Origin of the sequence: Micromonospora sp. WMMD729 (assembly GCF_049315225.1) — a bacterium.
Classification (GTDB): domain Bacteria; phylum Actinomycetota; class Actinomycetes; order Mycobacteriales; family Micromonosporaceae; genus Micromonospora.
Map to the genome: position 1 here is coordinate 2,963,314 of NZ_CP186059.1, position 26,024 is coordinate 2,989,337.

The following is a 26,024-nucleotide window of genomic DNA, read 5'->3' on the forward strand; positions in this document are numbered from 1 at the left end:
AGATCGCGGGACGGGGGCGGGGGCGGGGACGGGGGCGGGGGCGCGGGCGGGGGTGGGGTGCGGGAACTTGCGCGGGCCTGCTGGCCGGAGCCGGGGGACGGGGTGGTGCCGGGGGTGCCGGGGTTCGTGCACTCGGCGTTCGCGCCGACGGTGGTGGCGGTCGCCGAGCGGTGCCTGCGGCGGCGGTACGGGACCTCGCCGGCGCCGGAGGAGGTGCGTACGGCCATCGTGCTGGTCAGCGCCAGCGGTGACCGGGCCAGCGCCGCACACGTCCGCGCCACGGTCGAGGCCGGTGGCCGGGTCGGGCCGCTGTTCTTCTACCAGTCCGTACCCAACAGCGTGGCCGGGCACCTCGCCGCCCGCTGGGGGCTGCGCGGCCCGGTGGTCTGCCTCAGCCCGACCGCGGACCCGTACGCCGAGGGCACCGCGCAGGCGGCCCTGCTGCACGACGACGGTGACGCCGACGAGGTGTTGCTGATCCTGATCGAACAGACGCCCGACCTGTCCACCGAGGCGGTCGCGGTGCTGCTGGGGGGAGGAGCACGACCATGAAGAAACCGGGACTGCGCGGCCGGTTGGCCGCCGACACCGAGCTGGGCGCGGGCAACATGCTGGCCCGCGTGCTGGCGCACGGCGCCGACCCGGACGGGCCGGCGCTGACCTTCGACACCGCCGTCGACGGGCACCCGGCCGAGGCGCCACTGACGCTGGGCCAGCTCGACGAGCGGGTCGCCGCCCGCGCCGCGTGGCTGCACGAGCAGGGGATACGCCCCCGCGACCCGGTGGCCGTCTGGGCCACCGCCGCCGCCGACATGGTGCTGAGCTTCCTGGCGCTGGCCCGGCTCGGCGCGATCCCGGCGCTGATGAACGGCAAGCTCCGCCCGGAGATCGCCGCCGAGTACATCCGTCGGCTGCGCGGCGTCGGTGTGCTCGCCGACGACGCGCACACCGCCCTGCTGGCCGGACACGAGCTGGGCGTACCGGTGCTGGGCACGCCCGCCAAGGCCGGTACCGGCGACCCGGCGACGGCCCCGGCGCACTACCGGCACCACCCCGACGACCCGATCGTGATCACCCACACCTCCGGGACGACCGGGGTGCCCAAGGCGGTGCTGCACTCCCACGCCAGCCTCTTCGCCGCCACCCGGCACCTGCTGAGCATGCCGCAGGCGCAGGGCACCAGCCGGATCCTCAACGCGCTGCCCGCGCCGCACACCGCGACCGTGCTGATGGTCAACCAGGCGTTGGGCAACCGCGCGCAGATGTTCCTCCTGTCCGAGCAGGGTGGCGAGCGGGTCCTCGACGCGATCCAACGCTGGCGTCCCGACGGGGTGTTCGGTTTCTCGGTCACCTGGGCCGAGCTGGCCCGGTTCGACCTGTCCGGGTACGACCTGGACTCGGTGCGGCTCTGGTTCAACACCGGTGACTGTTCGCACGAGCCGCACATCCGTCGCCTCGTCGCGGTCGGCTGGCACGACACGGTCACCCGGGACGGGGTGGCGCGGGTGCCCGGCTCGCTCTTCATCGACGGGCTGGGCTCCAGCGAGATGGGGCACTCGATGTTCCACATCACCCACCGCGCCGACACCGACCGGTACGGCCGCTGCATCGGTCGGCCGTACCAGTTCACCAAGGTCGCCGTGCTGGACGCCGACGGCGAGCCGGTGCCGGTCGGCGAGGTGGGATTCCTGGGCATCGACTCGCCGTCGCTGTTCCGGGGCTACTGGAACGACTCGGCCACCACCTACCGGTTCCGCCAGCGCGGCTGGTACCTGACCGGCGACCTGGTCCGCGCCGACGCCGAGGGCCGGTACTACCACCTGGACCGCGCGGTCGACTCGGTCGACGCCGGGGACGGGCGCCGGTTCTTCACCGCCCTGTCCGAGGAACGGATCCTCGCCACCTGCCCGGACGTCACCGACTGCACCGTCGTCATCGTCGCCGAGGACGGGCGGGTGGTGACCGACGTGCTGCTGGAGTTGGCCGCCGGTGCCGACGAGGCCGAGGACCGTACCGAACGGGTCCGCGCCGCGCTCGGCGCGGACGTCGGCGGCACGCTGCGCCGGGTCGTGCCGGTACGCTCCGACGACATCCCGGTGACCGTGACCGGCAAGGTCCGCAAGGTGGCCCTGCGGGAGCGCTACCTCACCGAGGCCGCGTCGTGACCGGGCGGGTCGGAGCCCTGTCGTGACGGCGCTGATCACCGGGATGGGTCTGTTCAGTCCGGTCGGGCGGGGCGTCGAGGAGACGTTCGACGCGTTGACGAGCGGACGGTCCGGGCTGACCCGCCCACCCGAGGGCCATCCGGCGGCGGGCTCGCTGGACGTCGCCGGCCTGCTGCCCGACATCGACCCGCGCAGCGTCCTGCCCGGACCGGAGAGCCGGGTGCTGGACCGGACCGTGGTGCTCGCGCTGCTCACCGCCGCCGACGCGCTCGCGGACGCCGGCATCGAGGTGGGGCGCGACGTCGACCCCGCCCGGATCGGGGTGATCGTGGGCGGGGTCGGCGGGATGGCCACCCTGGAGTCGCAGGTGCTGGCCCGGTCCGCGCGGGGGCGATCGGCGGTCAGCCCGTACCTGCTCACCGGCATCCTGCCGAACATGCCGGCGGCACGGATCGCCATCGCGTACGGCATCCGGGGCTACAGCTCGTCGGTCGGCACGGCCTGCGCCTCCGGGGCCCAGGCGGTGGCCGACGCGGTCCGGCTGATTCGCTGCGGGGAGGCCGACGTGGTGGTCTGCGGGGCCAGCGAGGCGCCGCTCTTCCCGACCTTCACCGACACGTTCGGCAACGCCCGGGCGCTGGCCCGCGCCGGGACCGACCCGACCCGGGCGAGCCGGCCGTTCGACACCGCCCGCAGCGGATTCGTGCTGGCCGAGGGCGCGGCGCTGCTGGTCCTCGAACGCGCCGAGCACGCCGCCGCGCGCGGGACCCGGGGGTACGCCGAGGTGGCCGGCTACGGTGCGACCACCGACGCGTACCACCCGACCGCCCCGCGTCCGGACGGCGCGGGCGCGGCGGCATGCATCCGGGGTGCGCTGCGCAGTTCGGGAGTGCCCGCGGCGGCGGTCGGCTACGTCAACGCCCACGGCACCGGTACGAAACTCGGCGACATCGCGGAGACCACGGCCCTCGCGGACGTCTTCGGAGACGGTGGCGTGCCGGTCAGCTCCACCAAGGCGCTCACCGGTCACCTGCTCGGGGCGTCCGGGGTGCTGGAGACGGCGGCGACGGCGCTGGCGCTCGGCCGAGGGCTGCTGCCGCCGACGTATCACCTCGACGACCTGGACCCGGCGTGCCCGGGGGACCACATCCGGGGGGCGCCCCGCCGGACCGACGCGGAGTACGCGCTGACCAACTCGTTCGGGTTCGGCGGCCAGAACGTGAGCCTGGTGCTCGCGCGGGTCGCCGAGCCGAGGAGGTGAGCGACGCGCATCCCGGACGGGGGGCGTCCGGACGGCAACACGGACGAAGCGATGGGGAAGGGCATTCGAGGACATGGACATCCGTGGTATCGACCACATCGAACTCTACGTAGGTGACGCCCGGCAGGCGGCGTTCTGGTTCAGCACCGCCGTCGGGTTCCAGCTCCGCGGGCAGGGGGGCCCGGAGACGGGGCTGGCCGGGCAGCGCTCGCTGCTGCTCCGACACGGCGACATCCGGCTGCTGCTCACCTCCGGACTGGACGTCGACCATCCGGCGGCCCGTTACGTGCACCGGCACGGCGACGGCATCGCGGTGATCGCCGTCGAGGTCGACGACGTCGCGGCCGCGTACGCCGAGCTGCTGGCCCGGGGTGCGACGGGCGTGACGCCACCGACCACGGTGACCGGCGCGGACGCCGAGGTGGTGACCGCCGAGGTGGAGGGCTTCGCCGACGTGCGGCACCGCCTGGTGCAGCGCCGGGGCGACCGGGGCGACTTCCTGCCCGGGCTGATCACGCCAACCCCGCCCGGGGTGCACGACGCCGAACCGGTCCTCGCCGAGGTCGACCACCTGGCGGTCTGCGTACCGCCCGGGGACCTCGACGGAACCGTCCGACACTTCGAGGAGCTGTTCGGCTTCGCGCAGATCTTCGAGGAGCATGTCGAGGTCGCCGGGCAGGGGATGAACTCGAAGGTGGTGCAGAGCCCGTCCGGCGGCGTCACCGTGGTGCTGCTGGAGCCGGACCGGACCCGCCGCCCCGGGCAGATCGACGCTTTCCTCGACCAGCACTCCGGTGGCGGAGTGCAGCACCTGGGGCTGCGCACCGACGACATCGTGGCGGCCGTGGAAGCCCTGGGCCGACGCGGGGTCCGCTTCGCCGGCACCCCCGGCGCCTACTACGACACCCTGGAGGCGCGGGTGGGGCGGGTGGACGCGCCGCTGGACCGGCTGCGCGAGCTGGGCGTGCTCGTCGACTCCGACCACGGTGGACAGTTGTTGCAGATCTTCGCCGAGTCGATGCACGTACGTCGCACGCTGTTCCTGGAGCTGATCGAGCGGCGGGGCGCGAGCGGCTTCGGCAGCGGCAACATCAGGGCGCTCTACGAGGCCAAGGAGCGCGAACTCGCCACGTTGCAGGGGGTGGGGGCGTGAGCCTGACCGCTGCCGAGCAGGCGTTGCTGCCCTCCGACGAGGACGTGCGGCACTACGCCGAGCACGGCTGGTACCTGTCGAAGAAGCTGTTCACCGACGACGAGGTGGACGCGCTGGTCGCCGCCGCGCAGCTGTACTACGACGGCGAGCGGGACCGCCGCCTGCCGGTACGCCCGCCGAAGCTCGCCTACTGGGAGCCGTCGAACGGGCCGGTGCAGCGGCACAACGACTACGTCCACCACGAACACGACGGCCTCGGCGCGATCCTGCGCAAGCCGCTGCTCGGCGCGGTGGCCGCCCGGCTGGCGCAGGCCGACGAGATCCGCGTCTTCCAGTCCACCCTGATCCTCAAGCCACCGATCTCCGGCGAGCCGAGCAACATCGTGCCCTGGCACTTCGACAAGCACTACTGGGCGTCCTCGTCGTCGGAGAAGATGCTCACCGCGTTCATCCCCTTCCACGACTGCGGGGAGGAGATGGGCACCATCACGATGGTCGACGGTTCGCACCTGTGGAAGGAGATCGGCGCGGACGACACCGTGGTGCGGCACTTCGCCGACCGGGACCGCGGCCAGCTCGAGGAGATGCTGGCCGAGAACGCCGCGTACAACGGCGCGGAGATCCGCAAGATCCCGATGGTGATCCCCCGGGGACACGTGAGCTTCCACCACTGCCGCACCTACCACGGCAGCGGCCCCAACGTCAGCGGTCGCCCCCGACAGGCGGTCTCGCTGCACCTGCAGGACGGCGACAACGCCTGGCGGGAGTATCCGCTCTCGGACGGCACCCTCGCCGCGTACAACCACGACGTGCTGGTCCGTCGCACTCACGAGGGGCGGCCGGACTACGCGGATCCCGACTACTGCCCGGTCATCTGGCGCGACCGCGCCCAGCAGGGAGGTTGACAATGTCACGGTACGACTGGGGTAAGACGCACCCGGGCATCGAGCGGCTGGAGGCGGCGGTGACCGAGCGGCGCGACGCCGTGGTCAAGCACCCGCTCTACGCCAACCTGGACACCCACGAGGCGCTTGTCACCTTCATGGAGCACCACGTCTTCGCGGTCTGGGACTTCATGTCGCTGCTGAAGTCGTTGCAGCGGCAGTTGACCTGCGTCACTGTGCCGTGGATCCCGACCGGCCCGACCGGCAGCCGCCGGCTCATCAACGACATCGTGATGGTCGAGGAGAGCGACGAGCTGGGCGAGGGCTACATCAGCCACTTCGAGCTGTACGTGCGGGGGATGGCCGAGGCCGGCGCGGACACCACCGCCGTGAACGCCCTCGTCGACCTGCTGCGCGGCGGCCGGCCGGTGACCGACGCGCTCGCCGCGGCCGGGGCGCCGGCCGCGTCCGCCCGGTTCGCCGCGACCACCTGGCACATCATCGAGTCGACTCCGGTGCACTGCCAGGCGGCGGCCTTCGCGTTCGGCCGCGAGGACCTGATCCCCGACATGTTCACCCAGGTCGTCGCCGTCAACGAGCGCAGCAACCGGCTGCACACGTTCGTCGACTACCTGGAGCGGCACATCGAGGTCGACGGCGAGCAGCACACGCCGATGGCCATGCAGATGCTCGCCGACCTGTGCGGCGACGACGACGCCAAGTGGCAGGAGTGCGCCGACACGGTCAACACCGCCCTCGCCGCCCGGGCCCGGCTCTGGGACGACATCCTCGCCGCCGTCAAGGGCCCCGCGTGAGCGACGCCGACCCGGTCCGGCTCTACCGCACGGTCCGGCTGATCCGCCGGTTCGAGGAGCGGGCGGTGGAGCTGGTCCACGGTGGGCAGATCGTCGGCGGCATTCACCCGTATCTCGGTCAGGAGGGGATCGCCGCCGGCGTCTGCGCCGCGCTGGGCGTCGACGACGTGCTCGCCGGCACGCACCGCGGGCACGGGCACGTGCTGGCCCGTGGTGCGGACCCGGCGCGGATGCTCGCCGAGCTGTGCGGCCGGGTCACCGGGCTCAACGCCGGTCGGGGCGGCTCGATGCACGCCGCCGACCTGAGCATCGGCGTGCTCGGCGCGAACGCGATCGTCGGCGCGTCCGGGGCGATCATCACCGGCGCGGTCTGGGCCCGCCGCCGGCAGGGTCGGGACACCGTCGGGGTGAGCTTCTTCGGCGACGGCGCGGTCAACGAGGGGATGCTGCTGGAGGCGTTCAACCTGGCCGCGCTCTGGCGGGTGCCGGTGCTGTTCGTCTGCGAGAACAACGGCTACGCCACCACCATGCCGGTCGCCGGCGCGGTCGCCGGCAGCATCGCCGGCCGCGCCGCCGCGTTCGGCATCCCGGCCGTCGACGTCGACGGCCAGGACCCGGAGACGGTACGCGCCGCCGCCTGCGCCGCCGTCGCGCGGATGCGCGCCGGCGGCGGCCCCGAGCTGATCGAGGCCCGTACCTACCGCTTCGACGCCCACCACACCTTCGAACACGGGGTACGCCTCGACTACCGGACGCCCGACGAGGTGTCCCGGGGTCGGTCCCGGGACCCGGTGGACATCCAGGGCTCCCGGCTCACCGACGCCGACCGGGCCGCCGTGGACGCCGAGGTCGAGGCGACCCTCGACGCGGCGGTCGACTTCGCCCTGGCCAGCGCGCACCCGGACCCGGCCGACGCGCTCGCCCACCTGTACGCCAGCGGCCTGACCGCCCGCACCGGAGGTGGTTGAATGACCCTTCCCACCGGAGGTGGCTGAGGTGCCCCGACTGTCGTACCGGCGGGCGTTGACCCGGGCCCTCGCCGACGAGCTGGCCCGCGACGAGTCGGTGTTCCTGCTCGGCGAGGACGTCCAGGTCGGCGCGTCGCTGGTGACCACCGGGCTCGCCAAGCGGTTCGGCACCGACCGGGTCCGCGACACTCCGCTGTCCGAGCAGGCGTTCACCAGCTTCGCCACCGGCGCGGCGCTGGTCGGGCTCCGACCGGTGATCGAGTTCCAGATCCCGTCGCTGCTGTTCCTCGTCTTCGAGCAGATCGTCAACCACGCGCACAAGTTCCCGTTGATGACCGGCGGGCAGTGCGCCGTGCCGGTCACCTACCTGGTGCCCGGCTCCGGGTCACGCACCGGATGGGCCGGGCAGCACTCGGACCACCCGTACAGCCTCTTCGCGCACGTCGGGGTGGTCACCGCCGTACCGGCCACCCCGGCCGACGCGTACGGGCTGCTGGTCACCGCGATCCGGCACGACGATCCGGTCGTCGTGTTCGCGCCGGCCGGCGCGATGGACGTCCGCGCCGACGTCGCCGCGCTGGAACCGGTGCCGCTGGGTCGGGGCCGGGTGCACCGGCACGGCGACGACGTCACCGTGGTCGCGGTCGGGCACCTCGTGCACGACGCGCTCGCCGTCGCCGAGGAGTTGGCCGGCGAGGTGTCGGTCGAGGTCTTCGACCCGCGCACCCTTTACCCGTTCGACATCGACGGCGTCTGCGAGTCGGTGGCCCGTACCGGCCGTCTCGTCGTCCTCGACGACGCCAACCGCTCCTGCGGCATCGCCGCCGAGATCATCGCCTCGGTCGTGGAGCGGGTCCGGCTGCTCGCCCCGCCGCGCCGGGTGACCCGACCCGACGGCGCGGTGCTGCCGTTCGCCCCCGCCCTGGACCGGGCCGTGCAGCCCGGCCGGGAGCAGCTCACCACCGCCATCCACCTGACCATGAAGGACGGCTCATGATCGACCCGAACTATCCCTGGCCGTCGGCCGACGGGGCATGGACCGACCTGCCCGAGCCGGCCCGCCGGGCCATGGTGGCCGCCGGCGCCGCCGCCTGGGAGCGCGTCTTTCACGGCCGCGCCACGTACAACAAGCAGTGGCGGCTGGCCCGGCCTCCGGTGCTGGCCGCGGACACCTGGCGGGAGCTGAACGACGTCTGCGACCGGCTGGCCCAACTCATCCTCGACGCCTGCCGCCGCCGGGTGCACACCGCCGGCGAGCTACGTCGGTTGCTCGGTGTCCCGGCGGGGGAGACCCGCCTGTTGGACGAGTCGGAGCCGCTGAGCGAGGCGCTGTTGGCCGCGTACCGGCCGGACGTGATCTTCACCGACGGCGTGCCGAAGTTCGTCGAGTACAACATCGACAGCAGCCTCGGGGGAGGGTTCGACGCGGACACCGTCATCCAGCGGTTCGCGCAGCTCTACACCGAGCACGGGCTCCTCGACGACCTGCCCCTGCGGGCCGCGCCGTCCCTGCTGGACCAGCGGTTCGTGGCGATCCGCGACGAACTCGGCCTGCCCGAGGGCACCCGGCTGGCCCTGTTGATGGACTTCGACGCCGACTACCCGGGCCTGGACGACCCGGAGACGTTCATCCGGATCCTCAGCCCGCTCGCCGTCCGGGCCCGGGACTTCGGCATCGACCTGGTCATCGCGCCGCTGTCCACGGCCACCCTGGACGCCGCCAACCGCCTCGTCGTGGACGGCGCGCCGGTCGACGCGCTGTTCCGGCTCTTCGTGCCGAACCGGGTCACGCCCACCGCCGGCCTGGACGCCGTGGCCGGCGCCCTCGCGGCCGGCACGCTGCCGATGTACGTGTCGACGGCGGCCTGGCTGCTCGGCAACAAGACCACCTTCGCCTGGCTGTGGGAGGACGTCGACACGCTGCCGGCCGACGACGCGACGCTGATCCGCCGGCATGTGCCGTACACGGTGCCGTTGACCGTCGCGGTGCTCGACCGGGCGATCGCCGAGCAGTCCTCGCTGGTGGCGAAGCCGGCCGACGGCTCGGCCGGGCACGGCGTGCTGATCGGGCCCGAGCTGAGCCCGTCGGACTGGGTCGAGGGTCTGCGCGCGGCCGTCGACCGGGGCGGGGCGATCCTGCAGCAGTACCTGCCGGCGGACCGGGTGCCGATGGACTTCGTCCAGATCGAGACCGGCGAGACGGTCACCGCCGACGTCCCGTACTCGCTGGCCCCGTACCTGTTCGGTCGAACAGCGTCCGGCGGCCTGGCGCGGGTCGGCTACCCCGGCGGCGACGGCATCCTCAACCTCGCCCACGGAGTCCTCCTGACCGGAATCCTCCTCCACGACTGACCCACCCGGTTCTGCCCGTCGATCATGAAGTTATTGTCCCGACACGCCGATGACGGTGACGATAACTTCATGATCAGCGCGCGGTGGAGTCTCTGCGGTGGCGGGACAGGGCGCGGAGGGTTTCGGCCGTCGCTATCGCGTCGCTGCGGCCGCTGCCGTGCCGGCCGTCGGTGCTGTACAGGGTCGGGTCGGCCGTCAGCGGGTGGTCGGTGAGGTGCACGTGGACCGTTCCCAGGCGTTCGGCCAGCCGTGCGGTGTGGGCGGAGAGGCGACGCATCCGTTCGCCGAGGCCGGCCCGGACCTGTTCGGGCACGGCCGGGCTGTGCGACACGTCGAACATGCCCACGGTGATCACGTCCGCGCCCGCCTCGCGGAGCGCGCCGATCATCGCGGTCAGCTCGACGTCGACCGCGTCCGCGTCGTACGCCGGATGAAAGGCGTCATTGCCGCCGCAGACCACCAGCGCGAGGTCCGGTGCGGCGGCGAGCGCCGGGGCGAGCTGGCCGGCCCGCACCTGGTGCGCGCGCAGACCGCGGCGGCCCAGATTCAGGTACGCCAGCTCGGGGCGTACGGCCCGCAGTTCGGCGGCGAGCCGGTCGACCCACTGCACGTCCGGGTAGCCCGGCGTCGGCTCGCACATGCCCTCCACCACACTGTCGCCGAGCGCCACGAACCGTCGCCACGGGTGCGCGCGCAGCAGTTCGGTGGCCTCGCCGGGACGCAGACAGTACGGGTCCGTCGATTCGCTCAGCGTCGATGGCATGCCGGCACGCTAGCCGACCGCCGCCTCCTCGGCCAGGCTCACCTCGGCCAGGTACACGCAGGTCCGTTCCTCGTGTGAGGAGTAGTAGCTGACCCACAGCCGGTCGTCGTGCCACACCAGACCGGGGTAGCTGGTGTCGCCGCCGGACGGCAGCGTCACCAGTTCGGTAAGCGTGCCGTGCTCGGGGTCGACCGCGCAGATCGCGGTCCGGATGTCGCCGTCGAGCAGGCGTACCCCGGCGATCAGTCGCCCGTCGGGCAGCCGCCGCAGCGCCGGGCCGCCCACGCGTACGCCCAGGTCGGTCCAGGTCCACTTTCGGTACGGGGGGTCCGCGCGCCCGAGCTGCGCGGTGGGGCTGGCACCGTCGCGGCGCAGCAGGCAGTGCGCGACGCCGTCCGGAGCGAAGGTCAGCCCGGACTCGTTGGGGTAGCCGCCCTCGAACAACGTCGGCACCCACGGCCGCAGGTCGAGCCCGTCGACGCTGCGGTAGAGCCGGGCGAACCGGGGATCCCGGGTGGCGTAGCCGACGCCGTACATGGCGTCGCCGTGCCAGGCGGCCTGCCACACCCACACGTCCGGCTCGCCCACCGGCGTCGGCCCGTTCCAGGCGTGGCCGTCGTCGGAGAGCCAGGACACCGTCGTGAACGTCCCGGTCCGGGCCGCGGCCAGCAGTTGCAGCCGCCCGTCGGGCCGGGCCACGAAGCGCGGGTCGCGCAGGTCGACGCCGGCCGCCGCCAGGATCGCCGCGGCACTCCACGCTCGTCCGTCCGTCGAGGTCAGCACCCGGATCACCCCGTCGTCGGAGAGGTGGTTCCGGGCCTCACGAAAAGCGCAGAACCAGGTCCCGGCGTGCCGGACGAGGTCGGTGAACGCGCTGTGCGGGGCGCCGTCGCCGATCCGGTGTACGGCGACGACCTCGGCGGTGGTGCGACGAGTGGGTGACGACGTCATGCGCGACGGGCCTCCTGGCGCTGGTGGGCGGGACGCCCCAGGGACGACGGCCGACGGTAGCCGCCGCCGTCGACGCCCGGACGGCCGTGCGGCGAACGGCGGACGAACGATGGCGTGTCGGATAGACGTCGCTGTGGGCGGCGTCGGCGCGCGGGGCCGGGGATCGGTGGCGGCGGCCGGTCACGATGACGGTGGTCGGACGCGTCGGTCGGGAGGTGGCAGCGTGTTCGCGTCGTTCCTGCAGCAACTGGCCAGCAAACTGGTCGAGGAGATCCTCAAGAAGATCGTCGAGTGGCTGGCGCCGAAGGCGCTGGGGTCGGTGCCGCACGCCGCCTCGCCGAACTGCCCCCGCTGCGGCGGGTACGGAGTGGCCCGCTGGGCGCCCGGCGGGGTGTGGCCGCTTTTCCTCCCGTCGCTGCTGACGTTCACCTGGGGTTTCGTGGCCCTGCTGCTCAGCCTGCCGGTGCTGCTGTTCGGGGTGGTCGGCGCGCTGGTGACCGGCGAGGGAATGTCCGCTCTCGTCGCGCTGCTGGGTCTGCCGGTCTGGGCGACCGTGATGCTGCTGGGCGCGTTCGGGCTGGCCCACTACCACAGCTATCCGCCCAAGCGTTGCCACCGCTGCCACGGAAGCTGGCCCCGGCGCACGCGCGAGGAGTACCTGCGCGCGGCCCAGCCGGTGTTCGTCTGCGCGTGCGGCCAACGGCTGCGGGTGCCCCGCGCCGCCGGCTCGCGGCTGCGCTGCCCGCGCTGCCGCACCGAACACGCCACCCCGGCGGCGGCCGGCCGCTGACGGCTCAGCGGCGTTCGCGCAGCAGCTCGTCGATAACCCGCCGGGAACCGGCGGGGTCGGGACCGTCGAGGGTGATCAGCGCCTTCCACAGGGCCCAACCGCGCCCGCGCGCCCAGGTGCCCGCGTCGACGTCGAGCGCGTCCTGGAACGCGGCCCGGCTTACGCCGTGCAGCAGGGTCCAGGCGATCACCGTGTCGCAGGCGGGATCGCCGACGCCGCAGCAGCCGAAGTCGATCACCGCGGCGAGCCGTCCGTCGCGCACCAGCAGATTGGCGTACGCGACGTCGCCGTGGAACCACACCGGCGGCCCGGCCCAGGTGGCATCGAGCGCGTCCTGCCAGACCGCGGTGACCGCGTCGACGTCGAGCCGGTCGCGGTGTGTCTCGATCGCCTCACGGGTCTCGGCGTCGTAGGTGGACAGCGGTCCGCCCCGCCAGAAGCTGTGCGGGCCGGCCGCCGGACCGCCGGTGGGGTCGACGGCGCGCAGGGCCCGCAGGAAGGCCGCGAGGTCCGTCGCGAACCGGGTCAGATCGTCGATCCGCTCGGGGCGCGCGGTGTGCCCGTCGATCCAGCGGTAGACCGACCAGGGGTACGGGTAGCCCGCTCCCGGCCGGCCCTGGGCCAGCGGCACGGGGATCTCCCACGACAGCCGCTCGCCGAGCACCGGCAGCCAGCGCTGCTCCTTGGCGACCTGGAGCACGTACCCCTCGCCGCTGGGCAGCCGCACGGTCATCTCGTCGCCCAGGTGGAAGGTGCGGTTGTCCCAGCCGCCCACCTCGACGGGACGTATCGGCAGGTCGGCCCAGCGCGGGAACTGCTCGGCGACCAGGCGGCGCGCCAACGCGGCGTCGATCGGTGGGACGGCCGGCTCGTCGGGGTGCGGCACATCGGATGCGGGTTGTGCGCTCATCCGCCCGAGCCTGCGGGCTCCGCCGGCCGGCCCGCAACCGATTTGCGTCCGGTGGGGACCGGTCGGCCAATGCTCGAGACAGGTGCCGGGAGGTGCCGGGAGGTGCCGGGCGGCCTGGCCCTACCTCAACTGCCGCCTTTGCTCTGCTTCAACCCACGCAACGCCGAAGCCTCGAAAGTGTTGCGTGGGTTGAAGCAGAGCAAAGGGGGCGCAGCAGACGGTGGTGGGCCGCCGGGAAGCAGGACATCAGGCGGCGGCAGGTGTCGGCCGTGTCGGCGTCTTCGGGTTGGACCCCCTGGCCACCAGCGGCAATGCGGTGACGAGCAGGCAGGCCGCCGCCATGAGCAGCAGCGCCGGGGTGAGGCCGAACGCGTCCACCGACCAACCGCCGAGCAGCGCGCCGACCGGCAGGCCGACGAACGCCAGCGAACCGGCGATGCCGAGCACCCGGGTCTGCAGATCCGGCGGCACGCGCTCGTAGAGCGCCACCCCGAGCAGCGGGTTCACCGCCGCGATGCCGATCCCGGACACGAAGGTCACCGCGAGGACGACCGGCAGTTCGTCGCTGACCGCCAGCGCCACCAGCCGAGGTGTGCCGGCGACGGTAGCCCCGATCAGGAACGTCAACCGGCCGGGCAGCCGGGGCCCGAGCGCGGTGAACGCCACGTTGCCCAGGAGCGCGCCCGCCGAGAACGCCGCCAGCACGAGACCGAGCCCGCTCGGGCCGTGCAGCTCCCGGGCGACCCAGAACGGGATGTAGACGGCCACGCTCGCGTTGGCCACCATGTTCAGCGCCGAGACGACCACCAGCATGCCCAGCAGCGGCCGGTCCCGACCGAGGTAGCCGAAGCCGTCCCGCAGCGCGCGGAGGTAGCCCACCGGCGCCTCGGGCGTCGTCGGTGCGGCCGGCGGGCGGACCAGGAGGCCGATGAGCAGCGCGCAGATCGCGAAGCTGGCCGCGTCGATGAGGATCGCCTGGGTCACCCCGAACGCGGCGATCAGCAGACCGCCCACGGCGGCGCCGAAGAGCGTCACCACACGGCTCAGCCCGTCGTACGCCGAGGTGAGGCGGATCAGCGGTACGCCGGCGGCCTCGGCGACCGGCCGGAACATGACGTGCTTGACCCGGTCCCCGATGCCGCGCAGCGCCCCGGCCACCGCGACCAACGCCACCAGGGGTACGAAGCCCAGCCACGGGGTGAGCGCCACGACGACCATGGCCAGCGCGCTACCCGCGTCGCAGAGGATCGACGTCCGGCGCAGGCCGATCCGGTCCGCCCAGGGCGTGCCGAGGGCGCTGGACAGCAGGTACGGCAGCGTCTCGGCGAACGCGACCAGACCCATCTTGGTGGGGCTGCCGGTGGTGACCAGCACCAGCCAGGGGATGGTCACCACGGAGATGCGGGTGCCCAGGTTGGAGATCAGGTCCGCGCCGACCAGGACGACCAACTGCCGACGGGGGGTCACGCCCCGACCGCCGCCGCCCGCCGCGCGGCGTACTCGGCGCGCAGCGCCCGCTTGTCCACCTTGACCGACCGGTTCACCGGTAACCGGTCGACGAACTCCACCCCGGCCGGCGCCCACATCTCGTTCAGTTCGGCGGTCACCAGGTCGATCAGGTCCGCCGCGGTGACCGCCGCGCCCGGCGCGGGCACCACGTACGCGTACGGCACCTCGCCGACCTCGTCGTCCGGTACGCCGATCACGGCGGCGGCCCGCACCTGGGGGTGCCCGGCCAGCGCGTCCTCGATGGGCCGGCAGAAGATCGCCCAGTTCCGCCGGTGCGTGACGATCATGTCGTGCGCCCGGTCGACCAGGTAGAGGTAGCCGTCCTCGTCGAGGTGGCCGATGTCGCGGGTGCGGACCCAGCCGTCGACGAGCGTCTGCGCGGTCAACTCGGGCTGCCCGTGGTAGCCGGCGAAGCTGAGTCGGCTGCGCACCCACACCTCGCCGTCGTGGCCCGGCGGCAGCACCACGCCGTCGTCGTCCCGGATCTCGATCCGCACGTCGCCGTAGGGACGCCCGCAGGAGCGCAGCCGCTCCGGGTGCTCCGGATCGTCGGTCAGCCCGGGCAGCGCGGTGATGACGACCGCCTCGCTGAGGCCGTACACGATGCGCAGCACCGGGCCGATCCGCGCGATCGCCTGGCGCAGCCGGGCGGGCGCGGCGGGCCCGGCGCCCACGTTGAACATGAACATCGCCGAGAAGTCCGCGCCCACCAGCGCCGGATGGTCCAGCAACTCGTAGAGCATCGGTGGGGTCACGAAGGTGGAGTTGATCCCCTCGCGTTGCACGGTGGCCACGAACGCGGTTGGGTCCCAGTCGTCGCGCAGGAACAGCACACCGCCGGTGAACAGGTTGAACAGGGTGGTGATCTGGCCGCTGGCCAACCACATGGGAGAGTGCGACAGGTGCCGCAGCAGCGGGAACCCGGCGGCGCGGAAGTCGGCCGCGAGGGTGAGGATCTGGGCGTAGAAGCTCTCCGTGTGGTGCACCAGCTTCGGCGCTCCGGTGGTGCCGCTGGTCTGTAGGAACGACTCCGGGGCGGGGACCGTCGCCGGCAGCGGCACCGCGCCCGCCGGGTCCGCCGTGAGATCCGGGCCGGCGCCGCCGGGGCCCAGGCAGCACACCGGTACGCCGGGCAGCGCGGCGGCCAGCTCCGGGCCCAGGCTGGCCGGGTCGCGGGCGTCGTAGACCAGGGCGTCGGGGCGGGCCAGCCGGACGAACTCGTCGACCTCCCGGCGGGCGGTCACCGGGGCGACCCACATCGTCCGGCAGCCGAGCAGGTGCAGCGCGAGCTGGAGCAGCGGACCCTCCACGGCGTTGGCCATGGTGACCAGCACCGCAGCGCCGGGTCGTACACCGTGCCCGGTCAGCGTCGCGGCCATCGCGCGGACCCGCGCGGCGGCCTCGGTGTAGGTCAGGCGGCGGCCACCACCGACCAGCGCCTCCCGATCGCCGAAGTCGGCGAACAGGTCCAGAACCGTGTCCACATAGGTCGCGTGCCCGGGTCCGTCAGTCATCCGGCAAACCCCCATCGCAGGAAAGCGGCGGTCTCCGGGTCGGTTTCCCGGCGACGTCGCGGGCGGTGGGCGCGCGGTCGGCGACCGCACCGCCGCCGCCTGCGAGCCTAGGCCGGCCCGGGCGCGGCGGGACCGGGCCGAAGGGCGAAACCGCAGGCCCGGTGGACATTTGATCGTGTCGATCAGTCGATTGACGCCCGTCATCGGCGACGGCTAGGTTTCTGGACCATCGTCCAGCGGGAGCCGTCAGCGGACGGCCCTGGGCTGCCACACGATGGAGGTTCAATGTCGACCCCGAAGAGATGGCATGTCGTCACCGCCCTCGCGGCGCTACTGGTCACCGCAACACCCGCCGTCGTCGCCACCGCCGGCGGATCGGCCACCGTCGCCGGCCGCCCGGACCGGGGCGAGTGGGCGGGCAGTTGGGCCGCGGCGGTCACCCGGGGCAACTCGGTCGGCCTGACCAACACCGGCCTGAACGACCAGAGTGTCCGGATGGTCGTGCACGTCTCGGTGGGCGGCCCGGCGCTGCGCGTACGACTGAGCAACCTCTACGGCGAGCAGGCGGTCCGGGTCGGTCGGGCCACCGTGGCCCGGCCGAACACGGCGACCGCCGACGACGTCTCCGACATCGACCCGGCCTCGCTGCGCCCGCTGACCTTCACCGGCGCGGCCTCGGCGACCATGAACCGGGGCGCCGAGTTGCTCAGCGATCCGCTGACCTTCGCCGTCGCGGACGACAGCGACCTGGTGATCACCCTGCACTTCCCGACGCCGACCGGGCCGACCACCTTCCACGGGCAGTCCCAGCAGACGAACTTCATCGGCGCGGGCGACCTCACCGGGGCGGCGGACGGCGCCGGTTTCACCATCCGACCGAACTGCTGCTGGTTCTTCCTGTCCGGCGTCGACGTGCAGCGCAAGGGCACCCCCGGCGCGCTGGTGGTGCTCGGCGACTCCATCGGCGACGGCAACGGCAGCACCGTCAACGCCAACCGGCGCTGGCCCGACCTGCTCGCCGACCGGCTGCTCGCCGACCGGCCCGACAAGCGCACCCCGGGCGTGCTCAACCTGAGCCTGGCCGGCAACCGCCTCAACCACGAGGGCACCGAGCCGGGCGCCGGCGACTACCCCGGCTACTTCCAACTCGGCCCGAACGCGGCGGCCCGCCTCAACGAGGACGTCTTCGCCCAGACCGGGGCGCGCACCGTCGTCACCCACCTGGGCATCAACGACATCTGGATGTCCAACGACTCGTCCGAGGCCATCATCGCCACCCTGCGGCAGATCAACCAGCAGCTCCAGCAGCGCGGGCTGACCAGCCTGGTGGCCACCCTCACGCCGTACGAGGGGCACGGCGCGCCGGGGGTGTGGACGCCGGAGAAGGAGGCCACCCGGCAGGCCGTGAACGCGTACCTGCGCGGCAGCCGGGAGTTCGACGGGCTGCTCGACTTCGACCGGGTGCTGCGGGACCCGGCCAAGCCCAGCCAGTTGCTGCCCGCGTACGACTCGGGGGACCACATCCACCCGAACGACGCCGGCAACAAGGCGATGGCCGACGCCGTGCCGTTACGGCTGCTCGGCCTGTGACACCACCGGGGGCGGCGGGGTGATCCCCGCCGCCCCCGGGCACCGACATCCTGGGGAGGAGTACGTCGTGACGGTGCAGGACCTGCTCACCGGCCTCTACAGCGAAGAGGGCCGCCAGAATCCGTACCCGTGGTACGCCCGCCTGCACCGGCTCGGTCCGGTCAGCGCGGTGCCGCCGCGCGCCGAGCACCGCACCGTGGCGGCGGTGGCGGTCGGCTACGACCTGATCGACGGCATGCTGCGCGATCCACGGTGGACCAAACAGCCGCCGCCCGGCTGGGAGGAGCACGAGATCCTGCGCACCTTCCAGACGTCGATGATGTTCATCAACCCGCCCGACCACACCCGGATGCGGCACGTCTTCTCGCGTACCTTCACCCCGCGCCGGCTCGGCGCCCTGGAGCCGGTGATCCTGCGTGTCGTCGACGACCTGCTGGACAGCATGGCGGACGCCGGTGACAGCGTCGTCGACTTCGTGGCCGACTTCGCGTACCCCATTCCCGCGCTGGTGATGGCCGAGTTCATCGGCATCCCGGTGGGGGAGTTGCCCTGGTACCGGGAGCGGGTGGAGCGCATCGACGAGTTCCTGGACGTCGCCGGGAAGACCCCGCAGCGCCTCGCCGCCGCGAACACCGCCGCCGAGGAGCTGCGGGCGTTCTACCGGGAACTGCTGGCCCACCGCCGTCGGACGCCCGGCGAGGACCTGATCAGCGCCCTGGTCGAGGCGGTCGGCGCGGGCGAGGTGGAGCTGACCGAGGAGGAGCTGATCAGCAACCTGATCGTGCTCTTCAACGCCAGCTTCGTCACCACCGTCTACATGTTCAGCAACGGCCTGCCGCTGCTGCTGGCCCACCCGGGCGCGGTCGCGGCGCTGCCCACCGACGACGCCCTCGCCATCGGCTGCGTCGACGAGGTGCTGCGCCTGCAGAGCCCGGTGCACTTCCTCGCCCGGGCCGCGCCGGAGGACACCGTGCTGTCCGGGGTGCCGGTCGCCGAGGGCGACAACGTGCTCATCATCATCGGCGCGGCCAACCGGGACCCGGCGCGGTTCCCCGACCCGGACGTCTTCGACCCCACCCGTACCGGCCCGCCGTCGCTGGCCTTCGGGGTGGGCCTGCACTTCTGCCTCGGCGCGGCGGTGTCCCGGCTGGAGGGACGCCTCGCGCTGCCCCGCCTGTTCGCCCGGTTCCCCCGGCTCGCGGTCACCGAGACCCCGACGTACAGCGGCAGCCTCTTTTTGCGCGGCATCGACAAGCTGCTGGTCAGCACCGGCGGATAGGAGATCAGCATGGCCCTGCACCCGGAGGTGGCGGCCTACCGCGCCGCCCGCGCCGCAGCGGGCACGCCGCCGCTGTACACGCAGACCCTCGCCGAGGCGCGCGCCGCGGACCTGGCCGCGATCCGCGCCGGCGGCGGCGCGGTCGAGCAGGTCGCCGAGGTACGCGACGAGCACCTCCCCGGTCCGGACGGTGACCTGCCCATCCGGGTGTACCGGCCGGCCGGGTCGGGTCCGCTGCCCACCCTGCTGTACTTCTTCGGCGGCGGCTGGACGCTCGGCAGCATCGACACCGCCGACGGGATCTGCCGGCGGCTTGCCAACGCGGTGCCCTGCCAGGTGGTGACCGTCGGCTACCGGCTCGCCCCGGAGCACCCCTTCCCGGCCGCGGTGCACGACTGCCACGCGGCGACCGTCTGGGTCGCCGGGAACGCCGACCGGCTCGGCGTGGACCCGTCGCGGCTGGCGGTGGGCGGCGACAGCGCGGGTGGGAACCTCGCCGCCGCGGTGAGCCTGCTCTGCCGGACGGACGGGCCGACGCTCGCCGGGCAACTGCTGGTCTACCCGAACACCGACATCGGCGGTGAACCGTCCGGTCCGGTCGGCGACGACCCGACGCTGTTCAACCGGCACTCGGTGGCCTGGTACCGGACGCACTACCTCACTGACGAGGCGCAGGCGCGGGACCCGCTGGCGTCCCCGCTGCGCGCCGACGACCTGTCCGGCCTGCCGCCGGCCCTGGTGATCACCGCCGAGCTGGATCCGCTCTGCGCCGAGGGGCAGCGCTACGCCGAGCGATTGCGCGCGGCCGGCGTGTCCGCCCGACTCGACCACTACCCGGGGATGATCCACGGGTTCTTCGCCATGCCCGGCGTGTTCACCGACGGCCGGCGCGCGCAGGACAGCGCCGCCGCGTTCCTGCGGGACCGGTTCGGGCTGCCGGCGGACCGGGAGGCGACGCCGGCCGAGCCGGAGGGCACGGCGGTGCCCGGTGCGTGAGCCGGCGCTGGCCGACCGGCCGGTGACGTTCGCCGACTACGCGGAGCGGGCGCGGGCGGTGCTGGCACCGGACGTGTGGGACTACGTCGCCGGTGGCGGCGCGTACGAGGTGACCCTCGCTGCCAACCGGAGCGCGCTGGACCGGGTCGCCGTGCTGCCCCGGGTGCTGCGCGGCCGGGAGGCGGTGGACACCGGCGTACGGCTGCTCGGTGAGTCGTACGCGCTGCCGGTCGGGGTGGCGCCGATGGCCTACCAGCGGCTCGTGCACCCGGACGGCGAGGTGGGCCTGGCGGCGGCGGCCGGCGCGGCCGGGGTGCCGTTCGTGGCGAGCACCCTGAGCAGCACGCCGATCGAACAGATCACCGCCACCGGTGCCCCGGTCTGGTTCCAGCTGTACTGGCTGCGCGAGCAGGCGCTGGTGCGCGACCTGCTGGACCGGGTCGTGGCGGCGGGCTGCCGTGCCCTGGTCGTCACCGTGGACGTCCCGGTGCTCGGTCGACGCCCCCGCGACCTGCGCAACGCGTTCCGGCTGCCGGCCGACGTGGTCGCCGCGAACCTGCCGTACGGCCGGGACACGCTCGCCCACACCGGCGTCCCCGGTGAATCGGCGATCGCCGCGCACACCGACGCCTCGTTCGAGTCGGCCCTGCGCTGGGCGGACCTGGCCTGGCTGCGCGAGCACGTCGACCTGCCGCTGGTCGTCAAGGGGGTGCTGGACCCCCGCGACGCGGTCGAGGCGGTCCGGATCGGGGCGGACGCGGTGGTGGTGTCGAACCACGGGGGCCGGCAGTTGGACGGCGCCCCGGCCAGCGTCACCATGCTGCCCGAGGTCGTCGACGCGGTCGGCGACCGGTGTCAGGTGCTGCTGGACAGCGGCGTCCGCGGCGGCACCGACGTGCTGCGGGCGCTGGCGCTGGGCGCGGCGGGTGTCCTGGTCGGCCGGCCGCTGCTCTGGGCGCTGGCCGTCGGGGGGCAGCGTGGCGCGCAGGACGCGTTGGCGCTGCTCGCCGCCGAGGTGCGGGATGCACTCACCCTCGCCGGCTGCGCCGACACGGCGGCGGCGGGCGGGCTGCGGACGCTGACGGTGGGTTGAGCGGTGGCCGCGACCGAGCCTGCCGACCTGAGCGTCGCCGACCTGCACCCCGCCCTGGGCGACCCGGCGCTGACCTCGATGAACTTCCTCAACGAGGTGTCCGAGCGGTACCCGGCGGCGGTGTCGCTGGCGGCCGGCCGCCCGTACGAGGAGTTCCTCGACGTCGCCGCCGTGCACCGGCACCTGGACACGTTCCACCGGCACCTCGTCGACGAGCGGGGGCACTCGCCCGAGCAGGCGCGCCGGCTGCTGTTGCAGTACGGCCGGACCAAGGGCATCGTGCACCACCTCGTCGCCCGTAACCTCGCCCTGGACGAGAGGATCACGGTCGACCCGGAGGCCGTGGTGGTGACCGTCGGCTGCCAGGAGGCCATGTTCCTGGTGCTGCGGGCGTTGCGGGCCGGACCGGCGGACGTGCTGCTGGCGGTCGCGCCGACCTACGTCGGGCTGACCGGGGCGGCCCGGCTGGTGGACCTGCCGGTGTGGCCGGTCGCCGGCGGACCCTCCGGAGTGGACCTGGCCGACCTGCGGGCCCAGGTCCACCGGGCCCGGCAGGCGGGTCTGCGGCCGCGTGCCTGCTACCTGATGCCGGACTTCGCCAACCCCTCCGGGGTCAGCATCGACGTGGCCGACCGGCAGCGGCTGCTGGCCCTGGCCGTCGAGGAGGACCTGCTGCTGTTGGAGGACAACCCGTACGGGCTGTTCGCCGTCGCCGACGGGCCGCGTCCGCCCACCCTGAAGGCGCTGGACACCGACCGGCGGGTGGTCTACCTCGGTTCGTTCGCCAAGACGGTGCTGCCCGGGGCGCGGGTCGGTTACGTGGTCGCCGACCAGCGGGTGGCCGGACCGGACGGCCGGGTCGGCCCGCTCGCCGACCAGCTCGCCATGATCAAGAGCATGGTCACCGTGAACACCTCACCGATCGCGCAGGCGGTGATCGGTGGGCGGCTGCTGGAGCACGGGTGCAGCCTGGTGCCGGCGAACACCCGGGAGCGGGCCGCGTACGCCCGCAACCTGCGCCACCTGGTGGCCGGCCTGGCCGGGCGTTTCGCGGACCGACCGGAGGTGCGGTGGACGGTGCCGGCCGGCGGCTTCTTCGTGGTGGTGACCGTGCCGTTCGCCGTCGACGACGCGTTGCTGGATCGCTCGGCGCGGGACTACGGCGTGCTCTGGACGCCGATGGCGCACTTCTACGACGACACCGCGCCGGTGTGCGCGCTGCGGCTGTCGGTCAGCGCGGTGACGCCGGAGCAGATCGACGTCGGGTTGGACCGACTCGCCGCCCTCGTCACTGACGTGCTCCTGGATGGACGGTCATAATGGGCCGCATGGTTGCCTGGGAGTACGCCCTGCTCGTCCGTCGCTATCAGGGACAGGGTCGCAATTTCACCGTCTCGTTCGTCTGGTACGGCCCGGACGGGTCGCGTAAGGACATCACCGCCTACGGCGACACGGCCATCGCGCACCTCAACCGGGCCGGCCGGGAGGGCTGGGAGTTGGTGTCGGCAGCCGAGGACGTCAACAACGTCCAGGGCAGCACCGAGGTCCACCGCTACCACCTCAAACGCCCCCTGAACTAACCCCCGGGGCTCCGCCCCCCGCCGCCCCCGCGCCCGCCCCCGTCCGCGTCGATCATGAAGTTGTGGTGGTGGACAACTGTCGCCATCCCCCCGGATTCGGGCACCACGACTCCATGATCGACGCGGACTTCCGCGCGCGGCGGCCGTCAGGTCAGGTCGACGGCGGGGTAGAGGGGGTGGGGGGCCAGCAGGTCGGCCGCCTGGCGGGAGATCTTGTCGGCCAGGTCGGCGTCGAGCGTGTACTTGGCCTTGGACGGGGTGCCGTCGGCGTTGGCGCCGGCCGTGGTCTGGGTCAGCACGGTGTGGATCAGCTCCGCCGTCTGGTCCATCTCGGCGGTGCCCAGCCCGCGGGTGGTCAGCGCCGGGGTGCCGATCCGGATGCCGGAGGTGTACCAGGCGCCGTTCGGGTCCTGCGGCACCGAGTTGCGGTTGGTGACGATGCCCGAGTCGAGCAGCGCCTGCTCGGCCTGCCGGCCGGTCAGCCCGTACCCGGAGACGTCGATCAGCACCAGGTGGTTGTCGGTGCCGCCGGTGACCAGCGTCGCGCCCCGGCGCAGCAGTCCGTCGGCGAGGGCCTGCGCGTTGTCCACGATCCGCTGCGCGTAGTCGGCGAAGTCAGGGCGGCGGGCCTCGGCCAGGGCGACGGCCTTCGCGGCCATCACGTGCGGCAGCGGACCACCGAGCACCATCGGGCAGCCCCGGTCCACCTGGTCGGCCAGCTCCGGCTGGCAGAGCACCATGCCGCCGCGCGGGCCGCGCAGCGACTTGTGGGTGGTGGTGGTGACGATGTGCGCGTGCGGCACCGGGTCGAAGTCGCCGGTGAAGACCTTGCCGGCCACCAGGCCGGCGAAGTGCGCCATGTCGACCATGAAGGTGGCGCCGACCGAGTCGGCGATCTCCCGCAGGATCCGGAAGTTCACCTTCCGGGGGTACGCCGAGTAGCCGCCCACCAGGATCAGCGGCTTGAACTCGCGGGCCGCCTCGGCCACCCGGTCGTAGTCGATCAGCCCGGTCGCCGGGTCGGTGCCGTAGCTGCGCTGGTCGAACATCTTGCCGGAGATGTTCGGCCGGAAACCGTGGGTGAGGTGACCACCGGCGTCCAGCGACATGCCGAGCATCCGCTGGTTGCCCAGCTCACGGCGCAGTGCGAACCAGTCCGCCTCGGTGAGGTCGTTGACCTGGCGTACCTGGGCCTTCTTCAGGGCGGGGGACTCCACCCGGTCGGCGAGTACCGCCCAGAAGGCGACCAGGTTGGCATCGATGCCCGAGTGCGGCTGCACGTACGCGTGCGCGGCCCCGAACAGCTCGCGGGCGTGCTCGGCGGCGAGCGCCTCGACGGTGTCGACGTTCTGGCAGCCGGCGTAGAAGCGACGGCCGACGGTGCCCTCGGCGTACTTGTCGCTGAACCAGTTGCCCATGGCCAGCAGCGTCGCCGGGGAGGCGTAGTTCTCGCTGGCGATGAGCTTGAGCGACTCCCGCTGGTCGGTCAGCTCGGCGCCGATGGCGTCGGCCACCCGCGGCTCGACAGCCCGGATCACCTCGAGGGCGCTCCGGAATGCGGTGGACTCGGCGTTGCGCGACATGCGACCTCCTACGAACGTGCGGAAGGCCCAGGCGCTCGGCGAACGTCCTCGTGACGGGGCCGCTCCCCGATGGTTCTCCATCCCAACGCGCCAGTAACGGCCCGGGCCGATCCTACCGGGCCGACCCCGGCCGGCCCGGCCGACCTCCCGACGGGTGGTTGAACCGTCCCCGCCCGGGCATGGGATCAGGGGGCGTCGCGCTGGCACGGGCGCGCTGGTCCCGTCCACGAGAGGAGTCGACTCCCATGACCACACCGACCACCGGCCGGCCGTTAGCCCTGGTGACCGGGGCGTCCAGCGGAATCGGGTACGAGCTGGCCGGGCAGTTCGCCGAGCACGGCTTCGACCTGGTTGTCGCCGCCGAGGACGACGGCATCGCCGCGGCCGCCGACAAGCTGCGCCGCGACGGCGGCGCCCAGATCCATCCGGTACGCGTCGACCTCTCCACCGAGCAGGGCGTCGAGGAGCTGGTGAGCGCCGTCGCCGCGACCGGACGCCCGTTGGACGCGCTGGCGCTCAACGCCGGCCGGGGTGCCGGCGGCGCGTTCGTCGGCGGCACCGACCTGCGCGACGAGTTGGAGATCGTCGACCTCAACGTACGTTCGACGGTGCACCTGGCCAAGCGACTGCTGCCCGGCATGGTCGAGCGGGGCGCGGGCCGGGTGCTGTTCACCTCGTCGATCGCCTCGACGATGCCGGGTCCCTTCCAGGCGGTCTACAACGCCTCGAAGTCGTTCGTGCAGTCCTTCGCCGAGGCGTTGCGCAACGAGTTGAAGGACACCGGCGTCACGGTGACCGCGCTCATGCCCGGGCCGACCGACACCGCCTTCTTCGACCGGGCCGAGATGCGGGACACCCGGGTGGGGTCCGGCAAGAAGGACGACCCGGCCGAGGTCGCCGCGCAGGGCTTCGCGGCCCTGATGAAGGGTGACCAGACCGTCACGGCGGGTTCGCTGATCAACAAGGTGCAGACCGCCGCCGGCAAGATCATCCCAGACAAGCTCAAGTCCGAGCAGCACCGCCACATGGCCGAGCCAGGCTCAGCCGACTGACCCCCCGCCCCCGCCCCCGCCCTCCGCCCCCGCCCTCCGCCTCCGCCCTCCGCGATCTTGCACTTTCTGTCGCGACAAAACGACACGAAAATTCACCAATCAGCAACAGAAAGTGCAAGATCGCGGGCTGCGGGCTGCGGGCTGCGGGCTGCGGGCTGCGGGCTGCGGGCTGCGGGCGGCGGGCGGCGGGCCGGGGGCGGGGCGGCACGACGAAGGGCCCGGCGATGTGCCGGGCCCTTCGGTATGAACGCCTCGCCTCAGGCGGTCGCCGCGTCGAGCGCCTTCTTGATGGCCTTCGGCTGGGTGGGGGTACGCGGCGCGTCCGCGCGCAACGCGATCATCTTCTCGCCGATCTCCTGGAGCTGCTTACGACCCAACGCCTCGCGGACCTTGGGGAACCACTCCTGCTCCTCCTCCTCGACGTGGTGCGTGACGTTCTCGATCAGCACCGTCGTCTTGGCGACGAAGCGCTCGTCGTCGGCGTCCATGCTGGCCAGTTCGGCGCAGAGCACGTCGGCCACGTGGTGCTCCTCGTACGACTCGAGGATGTCGTCCTCCAGGTCGGGCAGGAGCCGGCGGACCTCCGGGTACATCACCTCGTTCTCCAGGTAGGTGTGCACCGTCAGGGCCTCCAGGATCGCATCGACCAGCTTCTGTCGCCGGCTCGCCGGCCCCTCCTCGGCATCCTGGAAGGCCTTGAACAGACGGCGCATCTCCTTGTGGTCCTCTTTGAGCAGGACGATGGCATCGGTCGACACCGGTGTGCCCCCCTTGTTCGGTAACTCGGCTGGTGTCGATCCGGTACCCCGAGCCCGG

24 protein-coding genes and 1 riboswitch are annotated in these 26,024 nt (G+C 73.0%); of the genes, 17 read left to right on the forward strand and 7 right to left on the reverse strand.

Annotation, left to right across the window (positions count from 1 at the left end; translation table 11 throughout):
* Window positions 1-57 precede the first annotated feature (57 nt).
* The 9 genes from ACN263_RS13645 (at window position 58) to ACN263_RS13685 (ending at window position 9,598) form a co-directional block, all read left to right on the forward strand.
* Window positions 58-552, forward strand: coding sequence for a beta-ketoacyl synthase chain length factor (locus tag ACN263_RS13645; protein WP_422740173.1), 495 nt, complete (start codon window positions 58-60; stop codon window positions 550-552).
* Window positions 549-2,165 carry a class I adenylate-forming enzyme family protein gene (locus tag ACN263_RS13650; protein WP_422740174.1) on the forward strand — a complete coding sequence of 539 codons (1,617 nt, stop codon included), beginning with the start codon at window positions 549-551 and terminating at the stop codon, window positions 2,163-2,165. The genes ACN263_RS13645 and ACN263_RS13650 overlap by 4 nt, the downstream gene beginning before the upstream one ends.
* A gap of 22 nt (window positions 2,166-2,187) precedes the next feature.
* A complete protein-coding gene (locus ACN263_RS13655; protein WP_422740175.1) occupies window positions 2,188-3,426 on the forward strand; it encodes a beta-ketoacyl-[acyl-carrier-protein] synthase family protein in 1,239 nt (412 codons plus the stop codon).
* 73 nt (window positions 3,427-3,499) lie between these two features.
* Window positions 3,500-4,579 carry a 4-hydroxyphenylpyruvate dioxygenase gene (gene hppD / locus ACN263_RS13660; protein WP_422740176.1) on the forward strand — a complete coding sequence of 360 codons (1,080 nt, stop codon included), beginning with the start codon at window positions 3,500-3,502 and terminating at the stop codon, window positions 4,577-4,579.
* Entirely contained in the window at window positions 4,576-5,484 is a 909-nt protein-coding gene (locus ACN263_RS13665) for a phytanoyl-CoA dioxygenase family protein (protein WP_422740178.1), read from the forward strand. The genes hppD and ACN263_RS13665 overlap by 4 nt, the downstream gene beginning before the upstream one ends.
* A 2-nt stretch (window positions 5,485-5,486) precedes the next feature.
* Complete coding sequence (locus ACN263_RS13670) at window positions 5,487-6,278, forward strand: DUF3050 domain-containing protein (RefSeq protein ID WP_422740179.1); 792 nt, start codon at window positions 5,487-5,489, stop codon at window positions 6,276-6,278.
* The gene (locus ACN263_RS13675) at window positions 6,275-7,246 is read left to right on the forward strand and encodes a thiamine pyrophosphate-dependent dehydrogenase E1 component subunit alpha (protein ID WP_422740180.1); all 972 of its coding nucleotides are present in this window, start codon (window positions 6,275-6,277) and stop codon (window positions 7,244-7,246) included. The genes ACN263_RS13670 and ACN263_RS13675 overlap by 4 nt, the downstream gene beginning before the upstream one ends.
* Before the next feature lie 28 nt (window positions 7,247-7,274).
* Window positions 7,275-8,243: an alpha-ketoacid dehydrogenase subunit beta gene (locus ACN263_RS13680; protein ID WP_422740181.1), complete on the forward strand. Its 969-nt coding sequence runs from the start codon at window positions 7,275-7,277 to the stop codon at window positions 8,241-8,243.
* Window positions 8,240-9,598, forward strand: a complete 1,359-nt coding sequence (locus ACN263_RS13685; RefSeq protein ID WP_422740182.1) for a hypothetical protein — start codon at window positions 8,240-8,242, stop codon at window positions 9,596-9,598. The genes ACN263_RS13680 and ACN263_RS13685 overlap by 4 nt, the downstream gene beginning before the upstream one ends.
* A gap of 73 nt (window positions 9,599-9,671) precedes the next feature.
* On the opposite strand, the gene ACN263_RS13690 is transcribed toward ACN263_RS13685, so the two are convergent.
* Window positions 9,672-10,361: an SGNH/GDSL hydrolase family protein gene (locus ACN263_RS13690; protein WP_422740183.1), complete on the reverse strand. Its 690-nt coding sequence runs from the start codon at window positions 10,359-10,361 to the stop codon at window positions 9,672-9,674.
* Window positions 10,362-10,370: 9 nt separating this feature from the next.
* Window positions 10,371-11,312 carry an exo-alpha-sialidase gene (locus ACN263_RS13695; protein ID WP_422740184.1) on the reverse strand — a complete coding sequence of 314 codons (942 nt, stop codon included), beginning with the start codon at window positions 11,310-11,312 and terminating at the stop codon, window positions 10,371-10,373.
* Between the two features lie 223 nt (window positions 11,313-11,535).
* On the opposite strand from ACN263_RS13695, the gene ACN263_RS13700 reads away from it, so the two are divergent.
* Complete coding sequence (locus ACN263_RS13700; protein ID WP_422740185.1) at window positions 11,536-12,102, forward strand: hypothetical protein; 567 nt, start codon at window positions 11,536-11,538, stop codon at window positions 12,100-12,102.
* A 4-nt stretch (window positions 12,103-12,106) separates the two neighbouring features.
* Here the strand turns inward: ACN263_RS13700 and ACN263_RS13705 are convergent, their stop codons facing one another.
* The 3 genes from ACN263_RS13705 to ACN263_RS13715 all read right to left on the reverse strand — a co-directional run bounded on the left by ACN263_RS13705 (window position 12,107) and on the right by ACN263_RS13715 (window position 16,035).
* Window positions 12,107-13,012 (reverse strand): aminoglycoside phosphotransferase family protein, encoded by a 906-nt coding sequence (locus tag ACN263_RS13705; protein WP_422740186.1) that lies wholly within the window; start codon window positions 13,010-13,012, stop codon window positions 12,107-12,109.
* A 246-nt stretch (window positions 13,013-13,258) separates the two neighbouring features.
* Window positions 13,259-14,479 (reverse strand): MFS transporter, encoded by a 1,221-nt coding sequence (locus ACN263_RS13710; protein WP_422740187.1) that lies wholly within the window; start codon window positions 14,477-14,479, stop codon window positions 13,259-13,261.
* The gene (locus tag ACN263_RS13715; RefSeq protein ID WP_422740188.1) at window positions 14,476-16,035 is read right to left on the reverse strand and encodes an AMP-binding protein; all 1,560 of its coding nucleotides are present in this window, start codon (window positions 16,033-16,035) and stop codon (window positions 14,476-14,478) included. Before ACN263_RS13715 ends, ACN263_RS13710 begins: the two co-directional genes overlap by 4 nt.
* 285 nt (window positions 16,036-16,320) lie before the next feature.
* Between ACN263_RS13715 and ACN263_RS13720 the strand changes: the two genes are divergently transcribed.
* From ACN263_RS13720 to ACN263_RS13745, 6 genes are all read left to right on the forward strand, one after another.
* A complete protein-coding gene (locus ACN263_RS13720; RefSeq protein WP_422740189.1) occupies window positions 16,321-17,625 on the forward strand; it encodes an SGNH/GDSL hydrolase family protein in 1,305 nt (434 codons plus the stop codon).
* 67 nt (window positions 17,626-17,692) lie between these two features.
* The gene (locus ACN263_RS13725; protein WP_422740190.1) at window positions 17,693-18,904 is read left to right on the forward strand and encodes a cytochrome P450; all 1,212 of its coding nucleotides are present in this window, start codon (window positions 17,693-17,695) and stop codon (window positions 18,902-18,904) included.
* 9 nt (window positions 18,905-18,913) lie between these two features.
* Complete coding sequence (locus ACN263_RS13730; RefSeq protein ID WP_422740191.1) at window positions 18,914-19,900, forward strand: alpha/beta hydrolase; 987 nt, start codon at window positions 18,914-18,916, stop codon at window positions 19,898-19,900.
* Window positions 19,893-20,993, forward strand: a complete 1,101-nt coding sequence (locus ACN263_RS13735) for an alpha-hydroxy acid oxidase (protein WP_422740192.1) — start codon at window positions 19,893-19,895, stop codon at window positions 20,991-20,993. The genes ACN263_RS13730 and ACN263_RS13735 overlap by 8 nt, the downstream gene beginning before the upstream one ends.
* A gap of 3 nt (window positions 20,994-20,996) precedes the next feature.
* Window positions 20,997-22,313, forward strand: coding sequence for a PLP-dependent aminotransferase family protein (locus ACN263_RS13740; protein ID WP_422740193.1), 1,317 nt, complete (start codon window positions 20,997-20,999; stop codon window positions 22,311-22,313).
* Window positions 22,313-22,573, forward strand: coding sequence for a hypothetical protein (locus tag ACN263_RS13745; RefSeq protein WP_007460594.1), 261 nt, complete (start codon window positions 22,313-22,315; stop codon window positions 22,571-22,573). Before ACN263_RS13740 ends, ACN263_RS13745 begins: the two co-directional genes overlap by 1 nt.
* 146 nt (window positions 22,574-22,719) lie before the next feature.
* Here ACN263_RS13745 and ACN263_RS13750 read toward each other — a convergent pair whose 3' ends face one another.
* Window positions 22,720-24,156, reverse strand: coding sequence for a glycine hydroxymethyltransferase (locus ACN263_RS13750; protein ID WP_422740194.1), 1,437 nt, complete (start codon window positions 24,154-24,156; stop codon window positions 22,720-22,722).
* 18 nt (window positions 24,157-24,174) lie between these two features.
* A riboswitch (ZMP/ZTP riboswitch) is annotated at window positions 24,175-24,264 on the reverse strand.
* Window positions 24,265-24,401: 137 nt separating this feature from the next.
* On the opposite strand from ACN263_RS13750, the gene ACN263_RS13755 reads away from it, so the two are divergent.
* Window positions 24,402-25,208, forward strand: coding sequence for an SDR family NAD(P)-dependent oxidoreductase (locus tag ACN263_RS13755; protein ID WP_422740195.1), 807 nt, complete (start codon window positions 24,402-24,404; stop codon window positions 25,206-25,208).
* A 257-nt stretch (window positions 25,209-25,465) separates the two neighbouring features.
* Here ACN263_RS13755 and ACN263_RS13760 read toward each other — a convergent pair whose 3' ends face one another.
* Window positions 25,466-25,966 (reverse strand): hemerythrin domain-containing protein, encoded by a 501-nt coding sequence (locus tag ACN263_RS13760; RefSeq protein WP_422740196.1) that lies wholly within the window; start codon window positions 25,964-25,966, stop codon window positions 25,466-25,468.
* Between the last annotated feature and the right edge of the window lie 58 nt (window positions 25,967-26,024).